Source organism: Collinsella sp. AF37-9 (genome assembly GCF_003475115.1).
Taxonomy (GTDB): Bacteria; Actinomycetota; Coriobacteriia; order Coriobacteriales; family Coriobacteriaceae; genus Collinsella.
In genome coordinates, this window is sequence record NZ_QROQ01000006.1 from 1 (window position 1) to 24,263 (window position 24,263).

Annotated in this window: 24 protein-coding genes; all 24 read right to left on the reverse strand. The window is 61.2% G+C overall.

Going from position 1 to position 24,263, the window contains the following annotated elements:
• Positions 1 to 127: 127 nt before the first annotated feature.
• The gene (locus tag DW024_RS03025; protein ID WP_117639884.1) at positions 128 to 2,374 is read right to left on the reverse strand and encodes a polyribonucleotide nucleotidyltransferase; all 2,247 of its coding nucleotides are present in this window, start codon (positions 2,372 to 2,374) and stop codon (positions 128 to 130) included.
• A 149-nt stretch (positions 2,375 to 2,523) separates the two neighbouring features.
• Positions 2,524 to 2,802 (reverse strand): 30S ribosomal protein S15, encoded by a 279-nt coding sequence (gene rpsO / locus DW024_RS03030; protein ID WP_035138510.1) that lies wholly within the window; start codon positions 2,800 to 2,802, stop codon positions 2,524 to 2,526.
• A 138-nt stretch (positions 2,803 to 2,940) separates the two neighbouring features.
• Positions 2,941 to 3,690 carry a DNA repair protein RecO gene (recO, locus tag DW024_RS03035; RefSeq protein ID WP_118376945.1) on the reverse strand — a complete coding sequence of 250 codons (750 nt, stop codon included), beginning with the start codon at positions 3,688 to 3,690 and terminating at the stop codon, positions 2,941 to 2,943.
• 15 nt (positions 3,691 to 3,705) lie between these two features.
• The gene (era, locus tag DW024_RS03040) at positions 3,706 to 4,773 is read right to left on the reverse strand and encodes a GTPase Era (protein WP_199576917.1); all 1,068 of its coding nucleotides are present in this window, start codon (positions 4,771 to 4,773) and stop codon (positions 3,706 to 3,708) included.
• A 12-nt stretch (positions 4,774 to 4,785) separates the two neighbouring features.
• On the reverse strand, positions 4,786 to 5,163 hold the full coding sequence (locus tag DW024_RS03045) for a diacylglycerol kinase family protein (protein WP_099431794.1): 378 nt from the start codon (positions 5,161 to 5,163) through the stop codon (positions 4,786 to 4,788).
• A 9-nt stretch (positions 5,164 to 5,172) separates the two neighbouring features.
• On the reverse strand, positions 5,173 to 5,682 hold the full coding sequence (gene ybeY, locus DW024_RS03050; RefSeq protein WP_117654802.1) for an rRNA maturation RNase YbeY: 510 nt from the start codon (positions 5,680 to 5,682) through the stop codon (positions 5,173 to 5,175).
• Positions 5,679 to 6,665 (reverse strand): PhoH family protein, encoded by a 987-nt coding sequence (locus DW024_RS03055; RefSeq protein WP_118376946.1) that lies wholly within the window; start codon positions 6,663 to 6,665, stop codon positions 5,679 to 5,681. The genes ybeY and DW024_RS03055 overlap by 4 nt, the downstream gene beginning before the upstream one ends.
• Positions 6,646 to 7,938: a MiaB/RimO family radical SAM methylthiotransferase gene (locus DW024_RS03060; protein WP_118376947.1), complete on the reverse strand. Its 1,293-nt coding sequence runs from the start codon at positions 7,936 to 7,938 to the stop codon at positions 6,646 to 6,648. Before DW024_RS03060 ends, DW024_RS03055 begins: the two co-directional genes overlap by 20 nt.
• Before the next feature lie 9 nt (positions 7,939 to 7,947).
• On the reverse strand, positions 7,948 to 9,096 hold the full coding sequence (gene dnaJ, locus DW024_RS03065) for a molecular chaperone DnaJ (RefSeq protein WP_118376948.1): 1,149 nt from the start codon (positions 9,094 to 9,096) through the stop codon (positions 7,948 to 7,950).
• A gap of 81 nt (positions 9,097 to 9,177) precedes the next feature.
• Entirely contained in the window at positions 9,178 to 10,281 is a 1,104-nt protein-coding gene (locus tag DW024_RS03070) for a DnaJ domain-containing protein (protein ID WP_199576918.1), read from the reverse strand.
• 58 nt (positions 10,282 to 10,339) lie between these two features.
• Positions 10,340 to 11,572 carry a radical SAM family heme chaperone HemW gene (gene hemW, locus DW024_RS03075; protein WP_118376949.1) on the reverse strand — a complete coding sequence of 411 codons (1,233 nt, stop codon included), beginning with the start codon at positions 11,570 to 11,572 and terminating at the stop codon, positions 10,340 to 10,342.
• A gap of 2 nt (positions 11,573 to 11,574) precedes the next feature.
• Positions 11,575 to 12,618, reverse strand: coding sequence for a tRNA dihydrouridine synthase DusB (dusB, locus tag DW024_RS03080; protein WP_118376950.1), 1,044 nt, complete (start codon positions 12,616 to 12,618; stop codon positions 11,575 to 11,577).
• 4 nt (positions 12,619 to 12,622) lie between these two features.
• Positions 12,623 to 14,434, reverse strand: a complete 1,812-nt coding sequence (gene lepA, locus DW024_RS03085; RefSeq protein WP_118376951.1) for a translation elongation factor 4 — start codon at positions 14,432 to 14,434, stop codon at positions 12,623 to 12,625.
• Between the two features lie 96 nt (positions 14,435 to 14,530).
• Positions 14,531 to 14,797 (reverse strand): 30S ribosomal protein S20, encoded by a 267-nt coding sequence (gene rpsT / locus DW024_RS03090; protein WP_022094714.1) that lies wholly within the window; start codon positions 14,795 to 14,797, stop codon positions 14,531 to 14,533.
• Positions 14,798 to 14,930: 133 nt separating this feature from the next.
• Positions 14,931 to 15,893 (reverse strand): DNA polymerase III subunit delta, encoded by a 963-nt coding sequence (holA, locus tag DW024_RS03095; RefSeq protein WP_118376952.1) that lies wholly within the window; start codon positions 15,891 to 15,893, stop codon positions 14,931 to 14,933.
• Between the two features lie 78 nt (positions 15,894 to 15,971).
• Positions 15,972 to 18,275 carry a DNA internalization-related competence protein ComEC/Rec2 gene (locus DW024_RS03100; protein ID WP_118376953.1) on the reverse strand — a complete coding sequence of 768 codons (2,304 nt, stop codon included), beginning with the start codon at positions 18,273 to 18,275 and terminating at the stop codon, positions 15,972 to 15,974.
• Positions 18,272 to 18,985 carry a helix-hairpin-helix domain-containing protein gene (locus DW024_RS03105; RefSeq protein WP_158572157.1) on the reverse strand — a complete coding sequence of 238 codons (714 nt, stop codon included), beginning with the start codon at positions 18,983 to 18,985 and terminating at the stop codon, positions 18,272 to 18,274. The genes DW024_RS03100 and DW024_RS03105 overlap by 4 nt, the downstream gene beginning before the upstream one ends.
• 213 nt (positions 18,986 to 19,198) lie before the next feature.
• The gene (gene thiI / locus DW024_RS03110; RefSeq protein WP_117635259.1) at positions 19,199 to 20,443 is read right to left on the reverse strand and encodes a tRNA uracil 4-sulfurtransferase ThiI; all 1,245 of its coding nucleotides are present in this window, start codon (positions 20,441 to 20,443) and stop codon (positions 19,199 to 19,201) included.
• The gene (locus DW024_RS03115) at positions 20,444 to 20,725 is read right to left on the reverse strand and encodes a DNA-directed RNA polymerase subunit omega (RefSeq protein WP_035138532.1); all 282 of its coding nucleotides are present in this window, start codon (positions 20,723 to 20,725) and stop codon (positions 20,444 to 20,446) included. It lies immediately after the preceding gene.
• 5 nt (positions 20,726 to 20,730) lie between these two features.
• Positions 20,731 to 21,300 carry a guanylate kinase gene (gene gmk / locus DW024_RS03120; protein WP_099431806.1) on the reverse strand — a complete coding sequence of 190 codons (570 nt, stop codon included), beginning with the start codon at positions 21,298 to 21,300 and terminating at the stop codon, positions 20,731 to 20,733.
• Positions 21,301 to 21,609 (reverse strand): integration host factor, actinobacterial type, encoded by a 309-nt coding sequence (gene mihF, locus DW024_RS03125; protein WP_006236130.1) that lies wholly within the window; start codon positions 21,607 to 21,609, stop codon positions 21,301 to 21,303. It abuts the gene before it with no gap.
• 239 nt (positions 21,610 to 21,848) lie between these two features.
• Positions 21,849 to 22,565: an orotidine-5'-phosphate decarboxylase gene (pyrF, locus tag DW024_RS03130; protein ID WP_118376955.1), complete on the reverse strand. Its 717-nt coding sequence runs from the start codon at positions 22,563 to 22,565 to the stop codon at positions 21,849 to 21,851.
• Positions 22,559 to 23,467: a dihydroorotate dehydrogenase gene (locus DW024_RS03135; RefSeq protein ID WP_006236128.1), complete on the reverse strand. Its 909-nt coding sequence runs from the start codon at positions 23,465 to 23,467 to the stop codon at positions 22,559 to 22,561. The genes pyrF and DW024_RS03135 overlap by 7 nt, the downstream gene beginning before the upstream one ends.
• A 14-nt stretch (positions 23,468 to 23,481) precedes the next feature.
• A complete protein-coding gene (locus tag DW024_RS03140; protein WP_118376956.1) occupies positions 23,482 to 24,249 on the reverse strand; it encodes a dihydroorotate dehydrogenase electron transfer subunit in 768 nt (255 codons plus the stop codon).
• Positions 24,250 to 24,263 lie beyond the last annotated feature (14 nt).

A 24,263-nucleotide genomic window follows, 5' to 3' on the forward strand; every position in this document is an offset into this window, starting at 1 on the left:
ACTTAATGTGCTTTCCGTCTTGCGCAGGACTGTAGAGCAGGAAACTTCATATGCGGCCCTCCCGGGCGCAAGCAAAAGGGCGACCCCTGTCCAGAGTCGCCCTTGTTGAGCTGCTTATGTGCGACTGTTACTCGGCGTCGTGGTGACGGCGGGGCTTGCGGCCTCCGTTGTCGCCGGGACGGCGCGGGCGGTCGCTGCGCTCGGAGCGCTCGCGACGCGGACGCTCACGACGCTGGAAGTGCTCGCCGTCACCCTCGGAGGCACCCTCGGCGCGAGCCGGGGCCTCGGGCTTGTCGAGACGATCGAGCGAGATCTTGCCGCGATCGTCAACCTCGATGACGACGACCTTGACCTCGTCGCCCACGTTGAGGACATCCTCGACCTTCTCCACGCGGCCCTTGGCGACGCGGGAGATGTGCAGCAGGCCGTCCTTACCGGGCAGCAGGTTCACGAAGGCGCCGAAGGGCTGGATGGAGACAACGCGACCGGTGTACTCCTCACCCGGCTCGGGAACCTTGATGATGAGCTTGATGCGCTCGACGGCTTGATCGACGGACTCGCCGGTGCCGCCGACAAAGACGGTGCCGTCCTCCTGGATGTCGACCGAGGCACCGGTCTCGTCCTGGATGCCGCGGATGACCTTACCACCAGAACCGATAACGTCGCGGATCTTGTCGGTCGGAACCTGGATGGAGACGATGCGCGGAGCGGTGCTGCGCGTGGTGTGGCGCGGCTCGGGGATCACATCGAGCATCTTCTGCAGGATGAAGGCGCGACCCTCCTTGGCCTGCTGCAGGGCGCGGGCCAAGATGTCGAAGGTAAGACCGGTGGCCTTGTTGTCCATCTGCAGGGCGGTGATGCCCTCGGTGGTGCCGGTGACCTTAAAGTCCATGTCGCCCAGGAAGTCCTCGAGACCCTGGATATCGGACAGGACCACGGTCTTGCCCTCCTCCTGGATCAGGCCCATGGCGATACCGGAGACCGGGCGCTTAATAGGCACGCCGCCGTCCATAAGGGCGAGCGTGGAGCCGCAGGTCGAAGCCATCGAAGAGGAGCCGTTGGACTCCATGACCTCGGAGACCACGCGAATAGCGTAGGGGAACTCGTTCTCGTCGGGGAGCACCGGGAGCAGGGCGCGCTCGGCCAGGTTGCCGTGGCCGATCTCGCGGCGCTTGGGGCTGCCCATGCGGCCAGTCTCGCCGGTGCAGAACGGCGGGAAGTTGTAGTGGTGCATATAGCGCTTGCCCTCGGTGGGCTCGATGGTATCCAGACGCTGACCCTCGTTGAGCATACCGAGCGACAGGACGGAAAGCACCTGGGTCTGGCCACGCTGGAACAGACCGGAGCCGTGAACGAGCGGCAGGTAGTTATCCTTCACCATGATGGGGCGAATCTCATCGGCGGCACGGCCGTCGACGCGCTCGCCGGTCTCGACGACCATGGTGCGCATAGCCTTCTTCTCGAGCTTCTTGAGCGCCACGGGGATCTCGCGCTCCCAAGCGGCCTGCTCCTCCTCGGTGAACTCGGCACGGATGGACTCCTTCAGAGCCTCGACCTTACCGATACGGGAGAGCTTGTCGGCATCGCGAAGGGCGGCGGCCATCTCGTCGTAGTGGGCGAAGATGCGCTCCTGGACCTCCTCGACGGGCTGGTCGAGCGGGTACTCCTTCTTGACGATGGCGCCATTGACCTGCTCCCACTCGGCAACGAACTCGTCTTGGGCCTGGCAGAAGGCAGCGAGGGCCTCCTGGCCAAACTTCATGGCGGCGAGCATGTCGTCCTCGGAGATCTCCTCGGCGCCGGCCTCGACCATCGAGATGAAGTCGGCAGAGCCGCCCAGCTCCAGGTCCAGGTCGGAGTTCTCGCGCTCCTCGTAGGTGGGGTTGACGATAAACTCGCCGGTCTCCACGTTACGGCCGATGCGCACGCAGGCAAGCGGGCCCTCGAAGGGCACGCCGCCGAGCGTCATGGCCAGGGAGGCACCCATGACGTTGATGACGTCGAAGGGGTTGACCTGGTCGGCGACGAGCGAGGTAGCGACGATGTGCACCTCGTTGCGGAAGCCATCCGGGAAGCTCGGGCGGATCGGGCGGTCGATCATGCGAGCCGTAAGCGTGGCCTTCTCGCTGGGACGGCCCTCGCGCTTAAGGTAGCCACCCGGAATGCGGCCGGCGGCGTACATCTTCTCGTTGAAGTCGACGGTCAGCGGGAAGAAGTCGTAGTTCTTGCGCTCCTTGGAGACGACCACGGTGTCGAGCATCGTGGTATCGCCCTGCTTGACCAGGCAGGCGCCGGTGGCCTGCTTGGCAAGCTCGCCCGACTCAAAGGTGTAGGTCTTGCCGTACAGCTCAAAGGTCTTGGATACGAGTGTCATTGTTCTCCTTTACCCCACAGGCCCCTTGCCTGCGGGCTTCTCATGTGACGTGGGCCCCCTGCCCCCGCCACGCTTCAGAGCGTGATTGTTCGCGCCCTTACACAAAAAGAGCGCCCCGCTGCGCAGGACGCTCTTAGCATGTACAAATCCTACTGGATGTTGTCGCGGATGCCCAGAGCCTTGATGAGCTCACGGTACTCGACAATGTCGTTCTTCTTGATGTAGGAGAGAAGACGACGACGACGGCCGACGAGCATGAGCAGGCCACGACGGGTGTGGAAGTCCTTCTGGTGGGACTTCATGTGCTCGGTCAGCTCCTTGATGCGCTCGGACAGGATGGCGACCTGAACCTTGGGGTTGCCGGTGTCGACCGGGGTGTTACCGAACTGGGCAGTCAGCTCCGCCTTGCGCTCTTTGGAAACAGTCATTGTTTCACCTTTCGTTTTGCGTCGCCCACGGGCGACTCGATTCGCCTCAGACTGGGAAGCCGCCGGTGGAGCGAACAACCAAGGTCGAGGTACCAACAGGTCGGTATGTTACCACAAGCAGCCCGCGCCTGCGCATCATCACCGACCCAACATGAATTCCATCGCGCGGAGGCGCTGATCAGTGTGCGTCGCAGCCCAAACATGCGAAAGCCCGAGCAGGAATGCCGCCGTATGCTGGTCGATTCGCTCGGCCATGAGCGCATCGAAGGTCATGGACATGAGGGCGCGCAGCCATGCGGTCTCACCGGTCGACACCAGTTCGGCACCTGGAACACTCGACGCGCACGACCCGCACATGAGACCGCCCACCTGGGCTGAAAAATACGACAGCATGGGGTCTCCGCACAGCACACACGCCGAAAAATCGGGACGATAGCCAACGTGCGACAGCAGCTTAAAGACATATGCCGCCACAAGTAGGTCCATATGTGCCGTGTCAAGCCCGCTGCCCACCAGGGCAAGCGCTCGCTGCGTTATGGCAAAGGTAAACGGGTCCTCGGCGTCCTCGAACGAGCACACGCGCGCGACCTCGGCGATCGCGCTTGCGGCGCAGGTCGTCTCGTAATCGGGCGCAGCGCCGAGCGGCGCCTTCATAAGCTCGGCCTGAGAAACCACGTCGAGTGACCGTCCATGTGCGAGCAGCATATCGACCGTACAGAACAGCTCGCAGCGCGCAGCCAGGCGTCCGCCGGGTTTGCGGGCGCCCTTTGCCACTGCACGAACCTGCCGTCCCCGCTCGTCAAGCATCGTCAAGATCAGGTCGGTCTCTTTGAGCTTCGTCTTGTCGAGGACGAGCACCTTCGTGCGATATGTCCGGGAGCCTGCCATGCGCGCCGCGCGTCCTTAGTCCTCGGCGTTGTAGCCAAAGCGGCGAATCTGGGCCTCGTCATCACGCCAGCCGGCCTTGACCTTTACGTCCAGCTCCAAAAAGACCTGCGTGCCAAAGATGCGCTCAAGATCGCGACGGGCGTCGATACCGATATGCTTGATCATTTCGCCGCCCTTACCGATGATGATGCCCTTTTGGCCCTCGCGCTCGACGTAAATGGTGGCGTGCACGCGCAACACCTTCTTGGTCTGCTCGAGCGCATCGCAGATCACGCCAACGGAGTGCGGAATCTCATCACGGGTGCGGCGCAAGACCTTCTCGCGCACAAACTCGGCAACGAGCGTCTCATCGGAAGCGTCGGTACCCATGTCCTCGGGGAACCAACGCGGACCCTCAGGCAAAAAGTGCGCAACGGTCTCGATAAATGCATCGACGTTGAAGTTCTTGACCGACGACGTCACGATCTCGTCGTCATATTCCATGAGTTCGTGGGCTGCCTTAAGCTGCTCCATGACCTGTGCGGGGTCGGCCTCATCGGCCTTGGTGAGCACCAGGACCTTCTTGGAACGAGCGTTCTTGACGCGCTCGGCAACCCAGGCGTCTCCCCTGCCGATCGGTTTGGTGGCATCAATCAAAAACGCGACAACATCAACATCGTTCAGCTCGAACAACGCGCTCTTGTTGAGCTCGGATCCCAAGCCGTCCTTGGGCTTATGAATACCGGGGGTATCGACAAAGACCAGCTGATAGCCGGGGCGGTTGACGACGGCGCGCATGCGGCGGCGGGTCGTCTGGGCCACCGGCGAGGTGATGGCGACCTTTTTGCCATAGCAGGCATTAAGCAGCGTAGACTTGCCAGCGTTGGGACGACCGACCAGGGCCACAAAGCCGCTGCGGAAACCGGGCTCAACGTCACCAAAGCCCGCGAGGTTGTCGTCCTCGTCGCACAGGGCATCGAGTTCCTCGTCGCTCATACCCTCAAACGGGTCGAACTCCTCGAAATCCTCGAGCTCCTCGGTATCCACCGCGTCCAGGGACTCGTCGTCCAAAATCTCATCGGCAGGCTGCATATTGTCGGACATGGGAATCCCTTTCTAAATAAAGCCGAGCGCGTGGGCAAATACCAGCAAGCCCACAATCGCGGCGGTGATGGAAAGAACGTATACAGAGGCGGCGGCGATGTCCTTGGCGCGTTTTGCCAGCGGATGGAGCTCCTGGGTCGCCAGATCGACAATGGCCTCCATGGCGGTATTGCACAGCTCGCCGTGAATCACCAGGCCGCAGCAGATGATAATCGTGGCCCACTCGGCAATGTCGAGCCCCACGATGCAGCCGGCAATGACGGTGCACACGCCCGCCACGAGCATGACCTTAATGTTGCGCTCGGTCTTGACGGCGGTGACGAAGCCCTCCATGGCGTAGGAGAACGACTTTAAAAAGGACGGATGGTCCTTGTTCGATCCGGGAATCATAAACGGCTCCTAGTCGTGGGCATGATTGGTGATGGGGCCGACGTGAACGAGTTTGGGATCCTCGCCGCGCTCGAGCGCCAGATCGCGCAGGATAGCGTCCTCGCGGGCCTCCATGACCTCGGCCTCGTCGTCCTCGATATGGTCATAGCCCAGCAGGTGCAGCATGCCGTGAACGAGCATCAGACGGCACTCGTCAGCGGGGCTATTGCCAAAACCGGGGGCCTGACGGGCAATAACCTGCGGGGCCAAGATGATATCGCCGAGCTCGAGCGTCTCATCGGCGGGAATGTCATCGTCAAAGGCCGAATCGCACTCAAACGAGAGCACATCGGTGGTGCGGTCGATACCGCGCCACTCGTGGTTGAGCTCGTGCATCTCGTCCTCGTCGACATACGAAAGGGAAATCTCGACTTCACGCTCAACGCCCTCGGCGGCAAGCACGACCTCGCAGATGTGCTCCACCTCCTGAGCATCGAGCAGCGTATCGAGCTCGGCATCGTTGCTGATCAATACACTCAACGGGACTCCTTTCGGTCGCGTGAGCGTTGCTCACGCACGTCATCATAAGCATCATATGCCTCGACGATACAACCCACTAGGGCATGACGCACCACGTCGGCACGCTCGAGGTGAGAAAATGCCACATCGTCGACACGGCCCAAAATCTTCTCGACATCCGCCAAGCCGCCACGACGACCCACCAGGTCGCGCTGGCTCAGGTCGCCGGTAATCACGAACTTGGAGTTGAAGCCCAGGCGTGTCAGGAACATCTTCATCTGCTCGGGCGTGGTATTTTGCGCCTCGTCGAGCACCACGAAGGCATCGCTCAGCGTACGACCGCGCATGTAGGCGAGCGGCGCAATCTCGATCACGCCGCGCTCCATAAGCTCGTCGGTACGCTCACGATCCATCATGTCAAAAAGGGCATCGTAGAGCGGACGCATGTAGGGATCAATCTTTTCCTCGAGGGTACCGGGCAAAAAGCCCAGGTTCTCCCCCGCCTCGACAACCGGGCGCGTCAAGATCAGACGGCCCACCTCGTGACGCTTAAGCGCAGCGACGGCGAGCGCCATGGCCAGATAGGTCTTACCGGTACCGGCAGGACCCAGGCCAAACGTGATGGTATGCGTGCGAATGGCATCCACATAGCGCTTTTGGCCGAGCGTCTTGGGGCGAATGACGCGGCCGCGATACGAAAGCAGCACGTCGTCTCGAAGCGACGTTGCCTCGTGCTCGCCGTCGCGCAGGACGGCCAGGCAGCGAGAGACATCGTCGGCAGACAGCGTGCGCCCGGCGGCCGCCTCGCGAAAAGCATGCTCAAAAAAGCGCGCCACGAGCTCGACCTCGTCCGTATCGCCGCTCACGGCGATACTATCGCCACGGGCGACCACATGCGCGCGCACCAAGCTCTCGAGCGCACGAAGGACGCCGTCGCCGGCGCCCAAAACGCGCGAGGGGTCAATTCCCTCGGGAACGGTAAGTCTAATCTTCGAGGCTTCCATGAACCTCCCTGCGTGCGTGGACCAAGCCGGAATCATCGACTCCGATGATAGCAACATCGAGCAGGCACGGGGCTGTAAGTCCACAGGTATCGTCAAGACGGGCATGATGGAATGAGCCGAGCGTCAGGTTGTCACCAAACTCGAGCACGGCGCGCTCGACGGTGCCCACGCGACGGCGAGCGTCGGCAATGGCAAGCTCCTGTGCCGCAGTTCGCATGCGGCGGCTGCGCTCGGCCATAACCTCGGGCGGCACCTGGTCGGGCATATCGGCGGCAAGGGTTCCGGGGCGCTTGCTGTAGCGGAACACGTGCATACGCGAGAAGCCCACACGACGGCAAAGCGCCAGCGACTCCTCAAACTCCTCGTCCGTCTCGCCGGGAAAACCGACGATGACATCGCACGATAGCGACGCCTGGGGCAAATGGGTACGAATCATACGCACCGTGTCCTCGAAGGCCTCGGCGCTATAGGGACGGCCCATACGATGCAGCGTCCTTGTGCAGCCGGACTGCACGGGCAGGTGCAAAAACGGGGCGATACGCTGCGGATAGCGCGCCATGACCTTCAACAGGCGCTCGGAAATATCCATGGGCTCGACCGAGGAAATGCGCACATGCGGAATAGCCGTGCGCTCCATAATGGCCTCGAGCAGCTCATCGATTTCGACATGCTCGTCGGTCGCGCTCTTGCCGTCATAGGCACCCAGATTCACGCCGGTCAACACGACCTCGGGCACGCCGGCCTCCTGGGCCTCGCGAACTTGCTCGAGCACGGACTCGACGGGCACGGAGCGCTCGGGGCCGCGTGCCTTCCACACAATGCAATAGGTGCAGCGATGGTTGCAGCCGTCCTGAATCTTCACGCCCAGGCGAGAGCGACCGAGCGCATCGACCACCTCGCCATCACTGCAGGCGGGAACGCTATCGGACTCAACGCCCAACACCTCGCAGACACGTTCGGCGACATCGATCTTGGACGGCTCGGCGATCACGCGATCCGAAAGCTCCAGCAGTTCCTCGGGATGCAAATTGACCACGCATCCGGTCACGACCACATAGGGCTCGTTTGGATGGGCCAGTGCATGGCGGACGGCCTTACGGGTCTTGGCCTCGGCCTCGCCCGTAACGGCACAGGTGTTAATGACGATCAGCTCTGCATCCTCGGGCTCCACCATCGCAAAACCCAGGCGCATAAGATCGGCAGTGATACGGTCGGACTCAACCCGGTTGACACGGCAGCCGAGGTTGACAACAGAGATATGGGGTGCGAGCACGCGGGCTCCTTAATCGAGGATGTCGTCGAGGGCACTCTTGATGCGATCGGTAACCGATTTCTTGCCGGGAGCGACGTCGTCGCCGGACTCGGCGGCGAAGGCCTCGAGCAAGTCGCGCTGCTTGGCCGAAAGGCTCGTGGGAACGAGCACCCGCAGCTGAACGACCAGGCGGCCACGCGAGCCGCCACCGCCAATGCGGGGCATGCCGAAGTTACCGACGCTCACGGTGTCGCCGTACTGCGTGCCGGCGGGGACCGTGACCTTAACGACCTCGTCAGGCATAATGCCCTCGACCTCGATCTCGCAGCCGAGAGCCGCCTGCGCAATCGAGATATCGCTCACGAGGTACAGGTCGTCGCCGTTGCGCTTAAAGCGCTCGTGGTCGGCGACGCGAACGTTGACGATCAGGTCGCCCGAGGGCTCGCCGCGAAGGCCGGCTTCGCCAAAGCCGCTCACGCGCAGCTGGCGACCGGTCGAAACGCCGGCGGGAATATCGATGTCGATCTTTTCGTGCGAAGGCGTGCGGCCCTGACCGTCGCAGGTCTCGCAGGGATGGTCGATAACCGTGCCCTCGCCATGGCAGTCGGGGCAAGGCGAGGAAGACTGAACCTGGCCCAAAAACGATCGCTGAACCGTCGTGACATAGCCCGTGCCGTGGCAGCGGCCGCACTGCTTTTCCTGTGCGCCCTCTGCCCTACCGGTGCCATTGCAGTCCTCGCAAGGAGCAAAGCGGTCATAGCTGATTGTCTTTTTGCAGCCGAGCGCCGCCTCCTCGAGCGTCACCGAAAGCGAGATGGCCATGTCACGACCGCGACGACGCTCGCGACGGCTGCGGGCGCCACCGCCGGCACCGCCGCCAAAAAACGACGAGAACAAGTCGTCCATGCCCATACCACCAAAGATATCGTTGATATCGACGTAGCCCGAACCACCAGGGCCGTCGGCAGTGCCGTAACGGTCGTAGTTAGCACGCTTCTGCTCATCGGAAAGAACGGAATAGGCCTCGTTGAGCTCCTTGAACTTGGCCTCGGCCTCGGGGTCGTCCGAAACGTCCGGGTGTACGGTACGGGCCTTCTTTAGAAACGCGCGCTTAATCGTCCGCGCGTCGGCATCCTTGTCGACGCCAAGTACCTCGTAGTAATCCCTATTTTCCGACACGACCGAATCCTTCCGACTTTCATTATTGTCACAGTGCGTCCTATACCCAAGCTGGGCCAACCGCAAACAGAGGGTTTGATGTTATTGCATTCCGTAAGGCGAAAGCATGGCCCGTTGCGAGCAGCTCGCGAACCAAACCGACACGAGCGCGAACATGAAGCCATTGGCAAAACCGTTGGCAAACTGCATCGCACCGCGCTTCCACCACAGCAGGCTGCGATGAAGCACGCCGTCCGAAAGCACCATGAACAGGCCCATGGTAAACGGAATAAAGCACATCACGGCAAAGGCCGAGAACACGCCCGAGATGGCCGAGAGTACCAAAAACGGCGCCACGATGCCCATCAGGTAAAAGCCAGTACGAGCTTTGCCTTCCAAGCGCTCGGCCTCAACATGGGCGCGGCCGACCAGGTCGCCGCCCGCGGCACCGTTAGTGCCGGCGTGGCCCATGCCGCTAATGCGGACCTCGTCGCCATCGTGCGTGCAGGCAGGAAACTCAATCGTCTGCTCGGAGGTCACACGGGTTCGCCCGCTGCCACCGCAATCGGGGCAGGGGTCGGCCACGACCTTACCGGAACCGCCGCACTCGGGGCAGACCGACTGGAACGTGCCCGCACCAAACAGGAAGGACAGGTCGACGTCGATGTGGCCGCGGCCACCGCAGCTCGGGCAGGTATGGGCATGCTCAGACGAAACGGAGCCCGAGCCGCCGCAGTTGCTACAGGTATCGAAGCGCGTGTAGCGGACGGTCTTGCGGGCACCGCCCCTGGCCTCCTTGGCGTCGAGTTTGATATCGACGACCACGTTGGCGCCGTTCTCGGGATTGTAGGCAGCCTGGCCGCGACGCTGCTGGCCCCAGGCGCCACCAAAGGGAAAGCCGCCCTCAAAGGGATTGCCATAGCCCGTGCTGCCGGCGTAGCCGCCACCATAGGGCGAAGCCGTAGGAGCACCGGCAAAGGGATTGCCAGAACGCATGGCGTCGTAGCGCGCACGTTTTTGCTCATCCGAAAGCACGGCGTAGGCCTCGGAAACCTCTTTAAACTTTTCCTCGGCATCCGGCTCTTTATTGACGTCCGGATGGAGCTTACGGGCCTTTTGCTGGAAGGCCTTTTGAATATCACGCGAGGTGGCGTCCTTGGAGACACCCAGAATCTCGTAGTAATCTTTTTCGTTCATCGTCGCCATGCGCGGCAACCTCCTGCTCACAGCAGCGTATATATTCCGGTAATTCTACCCGAGCGGCCTAAGCTAGATCCCAAAACAGCTCGAACAGAACATTTCCATCGAGCCAGCCCAGATGGGTCGGCGCCAGACGAGCTCGAACATGGCCCGCGATGACATCTGCCGAGGTGAAGGGTCCCTCATGAATCCCGAGCGTCTCGGGCACCCAAGTGGCAAGACCCAATTCGAGCGCACGATCGCAGGCAGCTGCCAGCTCGCCCGTTGGGATGACGCAAGCTGCACGAGCCAACAGGTCGGACGCAACACCGCGCGTCATGCGACAAGCGAGCATCAAGTCTTCGGCGACAGCCTCGCGCTGCGACAGATATTCGGCCTCGAACGCCGTCGCGTCATCGTCACGTTGCACCAGACGCACGCGGTACGCATCGCCTCGAGAAGACACGCCGGGGAACAAACCTGCAAGACGGTCGAAATCCTCGTCGTCGAGCATGCCCGCGGCAGAACGACCCAGGCCCAGGTAGCCCTGTCCGGTCCAGTAGGCAATGTTATGGGCGCACTCATGGCCGTCGAGCGCGTAGCTCGCCACCTCATACGGATGATAGCCGGCCGCACCCAGGCGCTCACGCGCCGCGTCCATGCACGAAGCCTGAAAATCCTCATCGGGCTCGAGCGACTCGTCACGGCACGCCATGCGATAAAGGGGCGTCCCCTCCTCAAGCGTGAGCGGGTAGATCGACACATGATGCGGCGCCGCCGCCAGCACGCCATCGAGCGTGCTCCGCCAGCTTGCGGCCGTCTGCCCGGGAAGGCCGCACATCAGGTCGCACGACACATCGAGGCCAACTTCCTTCACCGTCGCGATAGCCGCAAGTGCCCGATTAGCATCGTGAATGCGGCCAATAGCGGCCAGCTCGATATTGTCGAGGGTTTGCACGCCCAGAGAGATGCGCGTGACACCCGCCTCGGCAAGCGCGGTGGCGAGCTCGGCGGCCAGCGACTCAGGATTGGCTTCGCAAGTAAATTCAACGGGTTTGCACCACATGGAGATACGACGGGCAAGTTCCACCAGGCGCTCCCCTGCCAGCGATGGCGTGCCGCCGCCAGTATAGACCGTGCGGACCTGCGCAAGCGCCCCGGAGTCGCCAAAGGAATCGAGGCGCGCATACAACTGCTCAAAATAGGAATCGAGCGCGGCATCCAAATCACACGCAGCAAAGCTGCGCGAGTCAAAGTCGCAGTACCGGCACTTTTGAGCGCAAAACGGCACGTGCACGTACAGCGCGGTAACGGCCACCGTTAGGCCTCCAGCGGATGGGCAGGCACCGACTCGCCGGCGGCAAGCGCGGCCTCGCAGGCCACCACGTCGCGCTCGATATCATCGACCAGCGCCATAAACTCCTCGTACGTAGAGCAACGCACCACCTGAGCGCGCCAGGCGGCGGCATGGGGCATGCCCTTTAAGTACCAGCTTGCGTACGTGCGAGCACGCGACATGAGCGGCAGAAGCTCGTGCGTCAACGTCAGGTGCTCGCGCAGAGCCTCCAGGCGCTCGACCGAGGAGCGAGAAGGAACCGGCGTGCCATCGAGTGCAAGGGCTCGGGCATCGCCGAACACCCACGGATTGCCGTAGATGCCGCGCGCGATAAACACCGCGCTGGCACCCGAGCCGTGCAGATGCTCAGCAGCGTCCTCGGCCGAGAACACATCGCCCGAACCAATCACGGGAATCTCGACAGCGTCGGCAACCTCATCGACGACCGACCAATCGGCCTGGCCCGTGTAGAGCTGCGTGGCGCAACGACCATGCACGGCGACTGCGGCAGCCCCTGCACTCTCAAGCATCTGGGCAAATGTCGCGGCATTGCGGTCCTCGGCATAAAAGCCCTTGCGAATCTTGACGGTCACGGGCACGTGCGCCGCGCCCACCGTGGCCTCGACGATCTTCTCGGCCAGGTCGGGCGTGCGCATGAGCGCCGAACCCTCGCCCTTGGTGACAACCTTGCGGGCGGGGCATGCCATATTGATATCGATGAGCGACAGGCGATCGCCAACGCGCTCCTCGACGGCGGCGACGGCGCTCGCAAACTGATCGGGCTTGGAGCCAAAGAGCTGCACGCAAATCTGCTGCTCCTCGTCGGCCGGCAGCACCAGGCGCCACGTTTTGTTGCTGGCATAGGCAAGGCCTGCCACGCTCACCATCTCGCTGTAGGCAAGGTTGGCACCGCGGCGGCGACACATGATGCGATAGGCGGGGTCGGTAACGCCCGCCATGGGAGCCATAAGGAACGGCTGCTCGGCATAGGCGCCCAGCAGCCGCAGACTATATTCGGAAAGAGCCATAGACCTACTCGTCCACCTTGAGGATCGCCATAAAGGCCTCCTGCGGGACCTCGACCGATCCGATGGCCTTCATACGCTTCTTGCCCTCTTTCTGCTTCTCGAGCAGTTTGCGCTTACGCGAGATATCGCCGCCGTAGCACTTGGCAAGAACGTCCTTGCGACGCGCCTTGACGGTGGAACGGGCGATGATCTTGTTGCCGATAGCACCCTGGATGGGCACCTCGAACAGCTGACGCGGGATGATCTCCTTGAGCTTGTCGCACAAGCCACGGGCCAGGCCATATGCCTTGTCCTTATGGACGATAAACGAAAGCGCGTCCACCTCGTCGCCCGAAAGCAAAATATCGAGCTTCACGAGCTCGGAGGGACGGTACTCGTTGAGCTCGTAGTCGAGCGAGGCATAGCCCTTGGTGCGGCTCTTGAGCTGATCGAAGAAGTCCAAGATGAGCTCGGCGAGCGGCATATCGAAGCGCATCTCGACCGATTTGCTCGTCAGGTGGATCATATCGGTTGTGACGCCGCGGTGCTCAATGGCGAGCTGCATGACGGCACCCGTGTACTCAGGCGGGCAGATGATCTTTGCCTTGAGGTAGGGTTCCTCGATACGATCGATGCATGTGGCCTCGGGAAGGTCCTGCGGACTGCGGACATCGATCATCTCGCCGTCGGTCTTGTAGACGTGATAGTCGACCGAGGGACTCGTGGCAATGAGGTCCAGGTTGAACTCGCGCTCCAGGCGTTCCTTGACGACTTCCATGTGCAGCAGGCCCAGGAAGCCCACGCGGAAGCCAAAGCCAAGCGCCACCGAGGTCTCGGGCTCCCACACCAACGACGGGTCGTTGACGTGCAGTTTATCGAGCGCGTCACGCAGGTTCTCGTAGTCCTTGTTGTCGATCGGGAACAGGCCCGTATAGACCATGGGCTTGGCCTCGCGATAACCGGGAAGCGGCTCGGGGCAGGGGTTCGACGCCCACGTAAGGGTATCGCCCACGCGAACGGCCTCGGGATCCTTCAAGCCCGTGACCACATATCCGACCTCGCCGACCGTCAGCGCGTCGACCGGGGTCTCGGCAGGACGCTTGACGCCCACGCCGTCGACCAAAAAGTCGCCCTTGGCTTGCATCATAAGCAGGGTATCGCCCTTTTTGATGGAACCATCGAAGACGCGCACCGTAGCCACCACACCGCGATACTCGTCAAAGTACGAATCCAAAATGAGCGCTTTGAGCGGAGCGTTTGCATCGCCCTTAGGCGGCGAAATCAAAAAGACAATGGACTCCAGCAGATCGTGAATGCCCTCGCCGGTCTTGCCCGAGACGCACACAGCATCATCGGCGGGGATCGCCAGGTCATCCTCGATCTCGGTCTTAACCTCGTCGGGATGGGCCGAGGGCAGGTCGATCTTGTTGATGGCCGGCACAATGTCCAGATTGGCGTTCATGGCGAGCGTCGCGTTGGAAACGGTCTGCGCCTCGACGCCCTGCGTGGCGTCGACAACGAGTACCGCGCCCTCACAGGCTGCCAGCGAGCGCGAGACCTCATAGGTAAAGTCCACGTGGCCCGGCGTATCGATCAGATTGAACTGATACGTCTCACCATCGTCGGCGTCATAGGAAACGCGGACGGCATTGGACTTGATCGTAATGCCGCGCTCGCGCTCGATATCCATGGTGTCGAGCAGCTGCGACTCCATGTCGCGTTCGTCGACAGTATGGGTGAGCTCGAGGATGCGGTCGCTGATCGTGGACTTGCCATGGTCGATATGCGCAACGATCGAGAAGTTGCGGATGTGGGAAATGTCAATTGAAGTATTCATGCGGACTATCTTACCCGAGCGGTACAAAAAATGGAGCCTGTTCCATAAAACAGGCTCCATTTATGCGCGTAATCTGTGTGGTGTGAAATTTACAACTTAGGCGTTGATGCTGTTCACGAGCTTGGCAAGACCGGACTTGCGGTTGGAAGCCTGGTTCTTGTGGATAACATGCTTGGCGGCAGCCATGTCGAGACGCTTGGTGACAGTCTTGAGGGCAGCCTGGGCCTTCTCGGCGTCGCCCTCGGCGACGGCGGACTGGACGTGCTTGGTCAGCGTCTTGAGCTCGGACTTGACAGCCTTGTTACGCATGCGAGCTGCCTCATTGGTGCGGATACGCTTCTTCTGAGACTTGATGTTTGCCACTTCTGGAGTTCCTTTCGAGTTCCTTGCAAAAAATGTATGACACCTCTGAGACACGGTGAGGTCATGCAAGCGCCTACTATAGCACGCTCCCTCTCAAAGGGATAGAACGAATTTGTCAAATAGGCAGGTATCATCACGATTTTCTCAAGATGTTCGTAATCCAGAGCAAAAGCGCCGTCTGAGAATCGGCCGAACCCTTGAGCGCGAGCTCCACATCGACCGCACCCTCGAGCGCTGCGATGAGCTCTGCCATCGAAAAGCGACGTGCCCAGGTCAGGTGATTCTTGACCTGCCAGGACTGGAGCTTGAGCGTTGCGGCCAGCTCGCGACCCTGCCCACGCGCGTCGAGCGCCTTGGCGACGATAAGCTCGCGAATGCGACCGCACAGCAATGTGTAAGTCCACACGTAGCTCTTGGAGGGCAGGAGCTTAAAGAGCTCGAGCGAACGCCGCATATCGCGAGCCGAGACGGCGTTGAGGAAGTCCCAGGGTTGAACCTCGGACGTACGAACAATCCAGCGCTCAACATCGGCAAGTTCAATCTGAGGCGACTCGACCATCTGGGCAAGCTTAGCCAAGTCGTTATCGAGCATGCGCGTGTTTTCGCCCGAACGCGAGACGAGCTCCTCGGCGGCCGCCGTCGAAATCGACTTACCGCGCTGCGTCGCCATCTGCTGAACACGGCGCGGCAGTTCCCAGCGCTTGGTACCCGAGCAATCGACGATAGCCTTCTTGTCGATCTTGGCGATTGCCTTATACAGGCGCGTATTCTTGGCAAGTGAGTCGGCGATGATGAGGCAGACCGTTGTTGGGCTGGGACTCGCCAGATACCCAACGAGCGGCTCCGAGACCGCCTTGGCGAGCTTTGAGCAGCCATCGAGGATTACCAGACGAAACTCGCTGCCCATCGGAAAGGTGTTAAGCGATCCGATAATGGACTCGATATCGGGGTCCTTGGTCATGTCTCGCTCGTCGAGGTTGAACTCGACCATACCCGATTTTTCCAGACGCGCTTTCATACGCGAGACGGCGTGGTCGCGCTTAACTCCGTCGGTACCGACGATCAGATATGCCGGCAGCAAACCGGTTTCGGACATTGCGCTCCCCTCCCGCAGGCCTTCGTATTCGTTCCGTGCCATTCTAGCCCAGGGGCCCACCACACGCCAACGACGTCGTCACGGTCGCTGGCATCGCATCGCAAAGCCATTCGCAGTCGGTGTGACGGTAATGTCGCCGTGTTCGATGGTACACGCGAACACACCACCCGCTTCCTTAACGGCATCGATGCAGGCATCGGACGGATGGCCGTATCGATTCCCCTCACCGGCGCTTGCGAGAGAAAGCTCGGGCTTCAGGATGTCCAGCAACTCACCATCGACTGAAACCTTGGAGCCGTGATGCCCAAGTTTAAGGACATCGATATCCCCCACCTCCTGCACGAATTCCCGTTCTTGGTCGAGCTCGGCATCACCGGTGAGGAGTATGCGCAGGCCCTTGCCTTCCTGAACATAAGAGAGCAGAAGGACAAGCGAGTCCTCATTTCCCTCGCCATCCACGGACTCGAATGGCCACATCACGCGGGCGCAAAATGAGCCGATGTCGACCATATCCCCACGGCGCACCTGCCGATACTCCACGCCAGGTCGGTTCAATACCTCGGCAGGAGCATCCTCCAGCGCATCCGCGGCCACGGCAATCGTTCCGACCGAAAACTGTTCGAGCACGGCAGGCAGACCACCCCAGTGGTCCTCATCCCAATGCGTCACAAAGACGGCGTCGATATGGTGCACGTTATTGCGAACCAACGCCGCCACCACGCGCTCGTCGAGTCCGCAGTCGACAAGTGCAACTGCGCCGCCCTGGCGGATAAGAATCGCATCGGCCTGGCCCACTTCGAGCACCGTCACCGAAGGCGGAGCGAATCGATCCCAATAGACGTACGGAATCGCAGCCAAGAGCATCAGGCATGCAAGCCCCACCGCCATAGGACGTGCACGGGGACGCGGCCACCAGACCAGCAGAACCGCCAGAAAACACGGCACTAGGTAAATCCACATGCTATCGGGCGGCACGCTCACGTATGCACCCGGCACGGCGGCAAACAGCTGCTCGAAGAACAGCGCGCAACGGGCGGCAATCATGGGCACAGCGAGCGCCCAAGTCCGCAACGGTCCCACGAGCGAAAAGGGAGCCAGCACGATCGACACAGCGAGCAGAACGCTCACCACCGGACCGATGACCGCATTTGCCAACGGAGCAATGAGCGAGAATGTACCGAAGGCAGGAATGGTAATGGGAAGTGTCGCCAGTTGCGAGCACAGCGTGACGGAAAGCACGCTGGCAACGCCCGATGGCACACCCAGCTCACCCAAAGCGTAGGTCGCATAGGGACAAAAGCACAGAATGGCTAAGACGCTGGCGCACGAGAGTTGAAAGCCCATCTCGAACAGCACCGTCGGCCGCAGTAGCACAAAGATGGACATGGTTACGAAGAGTGCCGAAAGGCCGTGCCGACGACGCCCCGCGCCGTTTACGACAAGCGTCACGAACACCATGCAGCACGCACGCACGGCCGAGGGAGACGCGCCCGTAAAGGCAGCATAGCCCACAAGCGTTATCGCCAATATCGCCCGCTGAAGACCACGTGAGCATCGAGTCTTTTGCAATACACCCTCGATTACAAACCCCACGATAGCCAAATGGCTGCCCGAGACGGCGATAAGATGCGCCGTTCCCGTCACCGAAAACCAGTCGCCCGCCGGCTGGGCGCGCAGCTCGGCCGAACGACCGCAGGCGACACCGGCTATGAGCGCACGCGCCGGGTCGGTCGCAGGCGAGATGGACGCAAGCAGCTCATTTCGCAGTCGAAGCAGCGGCCCCGGAGAGCCCTCGTCGACCGACACCAACCGGATGACCTTCACTTTTCGGAGCTCGCCTCGAAGCACGCGTGAGCGACCATACGCATCGTTCTCAAAACGTGAAACGCGACCGATAACACGCACGTGCGCCCCGACCTTGAGCTCACGATCACACGATAGGCGAACCGTTGCCAAGTTCTTACCGTCCGCGCGTGCCTCGCAGGTATAGGAATACACGTCGTCGTTTATGGATGGATCACCCTGCACGACAAACTCGAGGCCGCTCGCCGCCCGACCGTCGAGCGCCCTCGAGGCGCTGAGCGCACCCACAGCCCACCACGCCGAGACGACCGCTCCCGCCACGAGACCGACGGACGCGGCATACAGCCACCGCTTCAAAGGGGCAAGCCTCGCACAAGAGTGAGCCAGCACAACGAAAACCGCTGCCGCAACGGGAATGGCCCATAGCGGCCCGACCGCCGTCGCCCGCTCCCTCAGCAGCGCATCAGCGGCTATGCTGAGCACCAAGGCGCAGCTCACGCACATGCCGGCACACAGGGCCATCATCCACGGAATCAGGGGCCGCGGAGGCATCACGTGCTCTCGCTCGGTCGCACTCATACGCAGATGCAATCTTTGATTTTGGCAAGCTTCTTCTCGCCGATTCCCGACACGCGCATCAGATCGTCAACCGAAGCAAAAGCACCGTTCTTTGTCCGCTCATCGATAATCGACTGTGCCATTGAGGGACCGATTCCCGAGAGCGTCTGCAGCTCTGCCGAGCTTGCCGTATTAATGTTTACTAGGCCTGTTGCGCCACCGACGCCTGATGATGCGGAAGTCCCACCATCAACACCGGCTTCCGCAATGGACACCTGCTGCTCCCCTACCGTTGGAACGTGAATTTTTTGTCCATCAGTGACCTTGGATGCACGATTAAGCCCCGTAACGTCTGCTTCGGGCGCCAGCCCGCCGGCGGCATTAATCGCCTGAGCCACCCGCGCCCCGTCTTTGAGGCGATATACACCGGGTGACACCACGGCGCCATCAACATCGACATAGACCTCTGCCGCGGCAGTCGCCTTAGGCGAAGAGCCTTCAGATGTCTTTCCACTCGAAGCATCGCCGGATCCCGGCTCCACTAACGTGCCCGAACCATCAGTGCGCTCAAACGACACACCGCCGGCACCGCCGCCATAGTTCGCCATTGCCAGTCCACTCGCCATCGCAATGACGACCAGTATCGCCATCACCACTGCCTTATGACCGAGCAGTTTGCCCGCCCAGCGGTCCATCTTTTTGACTCGTTCGTGTTGTTCGCGCTGCGCCATAGCAAAACCTCCCAACACCATCGTGTCAGGAAACGAACGCCGCAGCTTCCGCACGTCCACACCAGTTTTCGCGGTCAAACCAAAAGCTGACCTAAACCTTGCGAAAAAATGTCCATTTATTCAGACACACGTCAGAGAATGAACATCTTGGCATCATTTGCCCAGATACCAAAAGACCGACGATACAGGCGCATCGTCGGTCTATACACAAATTTACTCGTGATCTTGGTAAATCTCACGCGGAGCAAGCTCCGAATGTTTGCGTTTTAAGGTCTTAGGGGCCTTATACGTGTTGCTCTCGAAGTCGATGTACTCGGTCTGTTTGAGCAGGCGCTCGATCATCTCCTCATGATCGAACAACTCCCAGGCCTCATGCACGGCATCGAGTTTAGCGTGCGTCTCGGGACGGCGCGGCATAAACAACGTGCAGCAGTCGGGAGCGGCCTCAGTCGAGATATCGAACGTACCGATCTCCTCGGCGCGTGCGATGATCTCCTGTTTGTCCGAACCGATGAGAGGACGGAACACGGGAATCTTCACGGCCTCGTTGACGGCCATGATGTTCTCGAGCGTCTGGGAGGCAACCTGCCCAAGCGATTCGCCCGTAACGATGGCCCTGGCACCCTCGATGTGTGCAATGCGCTCGGCAACCGAATACATAATGCGGCGATACATGATAACGCGCAGGTTACTGGGACAGGTGACCGAAATCTCACGCTGGCAGTCGCCAAACGGCACCACGTACAGGCGGCCGATCTGGACACCCGGCTCAAGCGCACGGATGATATCCTGCACCAAATACTCGCTCGTATCGGGCGTCTGCGGACGACCGGAGAAATGCACCGGCACGCAGACCGCGCCGCGACGCGCGAGCATCCAAGTCGCCACCGGAGAATCGATACCCGACGACAGCAGCGTCACGACCTTGCCGGCAGAACCCACCGGAAGGCCGCCAACGCCGCGCTCGGAGCGCGCATACACGTAGACACTACCCTGAACCACCAGAACGTGCACCATCGCGTCGGGGTCGTGCATCTGGACCTTTTTATCGGGAAACGCCTCACACAGCACCTCGCCAACCTGTCGATTGATATCGATCGAGGTGAGCTCATAGTCAGTATTGGAGCGCTTGGCGTGCACCTTAAACGAATCGAAGGAACCAAACTCGCGCAGCGCCTTCACAGCGGCGGCGCAGTACTCCTGCGGGTCGCGGTTGGTGTGATACGCCAAAGACACACGGGCAACGCCGGGGACGGTGCGGATGACACGCGCCGCCTCGTCGGCCTGATGCTCGTTAAAGGTCACGAGGATATAACCGGAAATTCGAGACACGGCGTTCACGGAAAAGGCGGCCAAGGCCGCCTTGATATTATCCATGAGGATATGCTCAAAATGTGCGCGGTTCTTGCCCTTCAGCCCAACCTCGTGATAGTGGACTAGGCAGACGCGAGCCGCCATTTAGGCTTCAGCAACCTTGTGGCCGAGCGCCTTCTCGTAACGGGCCTCGTCGTAAGAGATGTCGCCGTCGACAATCTCGTCCATAGCCATCGAGATGGTATCGGCACCGGAAAGCCCGATGGTGATGTCATCGACATCCTGGACGGCAAGCACGCGGTTGTGCTGGCCACGCAGCATGCTATTGATGTCGCAGGCGCGCTTGGAGGCAAGCGAAGCGAGCAGGAAGCGGTTGTGATCGGTCTTCTCCAGAAGATCGTCAATGCAAGGCTTTACAACGGACACGGACCTCAGATCCTTTCATGCATATCGAGAACGCGAACGAGCTCATCGGTCGCGCGGTCGAGATCGTCATTCACCACGACGTCGTCGTAGCGGTCGGCAAGGGCAAGCTCATCGGCGGCGTTTGCCATACGCAGCTCAATCGTCTCGGGCGTCTCGGTACCGCGACCGACTAGACGCTCGCGGAGCACCTCAAGCGAAGGCGGCTTGATAAAGATCAGCACGGCCTCGGGGAAACGCTCCTTCACCTGCAGGGCGCCCTGGACATCGATCTCCAAAATCAGAGACGAGCCCGAGGCGAGCTTGGATGTGACCTCGCTCACCAACGTGCCGTAGCAGTTACCGTGGACCTCGGCCCACTCAACAAACTCACCGTTTGCCACGCGGCGGTCGAACTCCTCGCGCGTCAGAAAAAAGTAGTTGACGCCGTCGACCTCACCTTTGCGTGGTGCTCGCGTGGTAGCCGAAACCGTCAGACCCAGGTTCGAGCGGCGCTCGCGCACACGAGTGACGAGCGTACCCTTGCCTGCGCCTGACGGTCCAGAAATCACAAAGAGCTTGGAATCCTGAGCGCTCACTTATTTGGTCAGCTGCTCGAGGAGCTGCTCGCGCTGACGGACACCGAGGCCCTGGACGCGACGAGTAGCGGAGATACCGAGCTCCTCCATGATCTTGGCGGCCTTGGCCTTGCCATAACCGGGGAGAGACTCGATGAGGGTGGAAACCTTCATGCGGGAAGCGATGGGGTCATCGGAGTTGAGCACGGACTCGAGGGACTTCTCGCCCTTCTTGATCTGCTCGCGAAGCTCAGCGCGGGCGTGACGTGCGGCAGCAGCCTTCTCAAGAGCCTGCTTGCGCTGCTCGTCGGTAAGCTGAGGGAGTGCCATTCGTACCTCCAAATAGTTGGGTTATATCTGATTCAATAATTGGCATTTTAGCACGTAGAACGCACAAAAAGCCTAATCGCGGCTCCATAGGTTAGACGATACCCGCAAAAAGTGCAATATACTGCGCCCAAAGTTAAGCCCCTGACCTGCGATTCCACACAAAGGATGGGAAAGTTTGCGCAGGCACAGGGGCTATTTTGTGCTAATGAGACCCAAAAGTGGTGACTTAGGGGAATCTTTTACGCGACGTTTTCGACCAGCTCGGCGACGATGGCGTCAAAGGCGGCAACCGGATCGTCGGCACCGGTGATGGGACGGCCCACCACAATGTGGCTTGCGCCACGCTCGATAGCCTGGGAAGGCGTCGCCACGCGGGACTGGTCACCAAGGGCGGCACCCACCGGACGCACACCCGGAGTCACGATCAGGGCATCAGGACCCAGCAGCTCACGCATGTCGTGAGCCTCCATCGGTGAGCACACGATGCCATCGATGCCATTGGCCTGAGCAAGCTTTGCCAAGCGGGCGGCCTCCTCGGCCACGGGAGACTCGACGCCGATCTCGCTCAAGGCATCCTGATTCATGCTCGTGAGCACGGTGATGGCGACGAGCTTGGCGCGGTCCTCACGCGCCTCCTCGGCACCCTCGCGGCAGGCAGCGAGCATAGTACCCGAGCCCAGGCCGTGGACCGAAAGCAGGTCGGCACCGGCAAGCGAGGCCGAGCGGGCAGCGCCGCGCACCTGATGCGGAATGTCATGGAACTTAAGGTCGAGGAAGACCTTAAAGCCAAGGTCCTTAAAGGTCTTGACGATCTCGGGGCCCTCAGCGTAATAGAGCGTCATGCCGACCTTGAGCCAAGCGGCATGACCAGAAAGCTCGTGGGCGAGCTCGAGCGCACGCTCACGGTCGCAGTCGAGGGCGACGATAACGCGGTCGCGGGCATCGGTCTCTAGCATTCGAAAGCACCTACCAGCTCGTTGATGTCCTTCACGCCCTGGGACTCCGCCCAGGCCTCGAGCTCGTGCGCGATCTTGAGCGAGGCGCACGGATCGACGAAGTTGGCCATGCCGACCGACACGCAGGTAGCGCCAGCCAGGATAAACTCGGCCGCATCCTCGCCCGTCATGACGCCGCCGACACCGTTGATGGGGATATCGACGGCCTGAGCGACCTCCCAGACCATGCGAACGGCGATGTGGTGGCACAGTGGACCCGAAAGGCCGCCCTTGGGTTTGGCAACGCGGGACTTGCGGGTGTGCACGTCAATGGCCATGCCCTGGATGGAATTGATGACCGAAAGGCCGTCGGCGCCTGCGGCCTCGAGGGCTTTGGCGATCTCGGCGACGTTGACCGGAGCCATCTTGACGAACAGCGGCTTATCGGTCACCTTACGGCAAGCAGCCATAACGGAAGAGGCGCCCTCGGGCGTGGAGCCCATGGCGGCACCGCCGGCGGCAATATTAGGGCAGCTCACGTTGATCTCGTAGCCGGCAGCCCAGGGGCACAGCTCGACATACATCTCGAGTGCGCGGACAAACTCGTCAACGGAGTGACCGGCAACCTGACAGATGACCTGGCAGCCGTCCTTGGACAGCTGTTCGAGCCACGGACCGGACTCGCGGGCAAAGGCGGCCACGCCGGGGTTCTGAAGACCCACGGAGTTGATCATACCGCCGGGAATTTCGGCCATGCGGGGCGCGGGATTGCCGGGCCAGGGCTCGGCAGCACAACCCTTGGTGGTGATGGCGCCCAGCTGGGAAACATCAAAGAAGTTCTGGAACTGCCAACCGTAGCCAAAGGTACCGGCTGCGGTGTTAATGGGGTTCTGCATCTTGACGCCGCCGAAATCGACGGCCATGTTCACGGTACCCACTAGAAGACCACCACCTTGGAAGCATCGAACACGGGGCCGCACATACAAGCACCCTTCATACCGTCGACCGTCTCGACATTGCAGGTGTTGCAGGCGCCAAAGCCACAGCTCATCATGCGCTCGAGCGACACCTCGCAGTACACACCGGCCTCGGCGGCAGCGGCGGCGACCTTCTTCATCATGACGGCGGGGCCGCAGCTGGCGACGTAGTCGTAGCCGCCCTCTCCAAGCAGCTCGGCTGCCGGATCGGTGCAAAAACCGTGCGTGCCGAGCGAACCGTCGTCGGTGCACACGTTAACCGTGGCGCCCAGCGCGCGGAACTCATCGACACCAACGGCCTTGGAAGCGGTGCCAAAGCCCAGGCAAACGTCGACATCCACGCCCTGCTCGGCAAGCTTGTCGGCAAGGCACAGCACGGGCGGAACGCCGATGCCACCGGCGACGAGCAGTGCCTTCCTGGTGCCCTCGGGTACCATCCAGCCACGGCCACCGGGGCCCAACAGGTTAGAGGTGGAGCCAGGGCCCATCTGGGACAAACGACGGGTATCGTCGCCCACGACGGCGTACCACAGCTCGACGGTGCCGGCCTCGGCGTCGGCGCGATAGAAGCTCAGGGGCACGCGAAGCAGCGAGGAGGCATCGCCGGGCACGGCAATGTTCACAAACTGACCGGGCTTGAGCACACTTGCAAGCTTGGGGGCCGAGATGACGAGCGAGAAGATGCCGTCGGCGATCTCCCAGTTCGAGACGACCTCGAAGTCGTGCATGCGTGCAGTGGAAG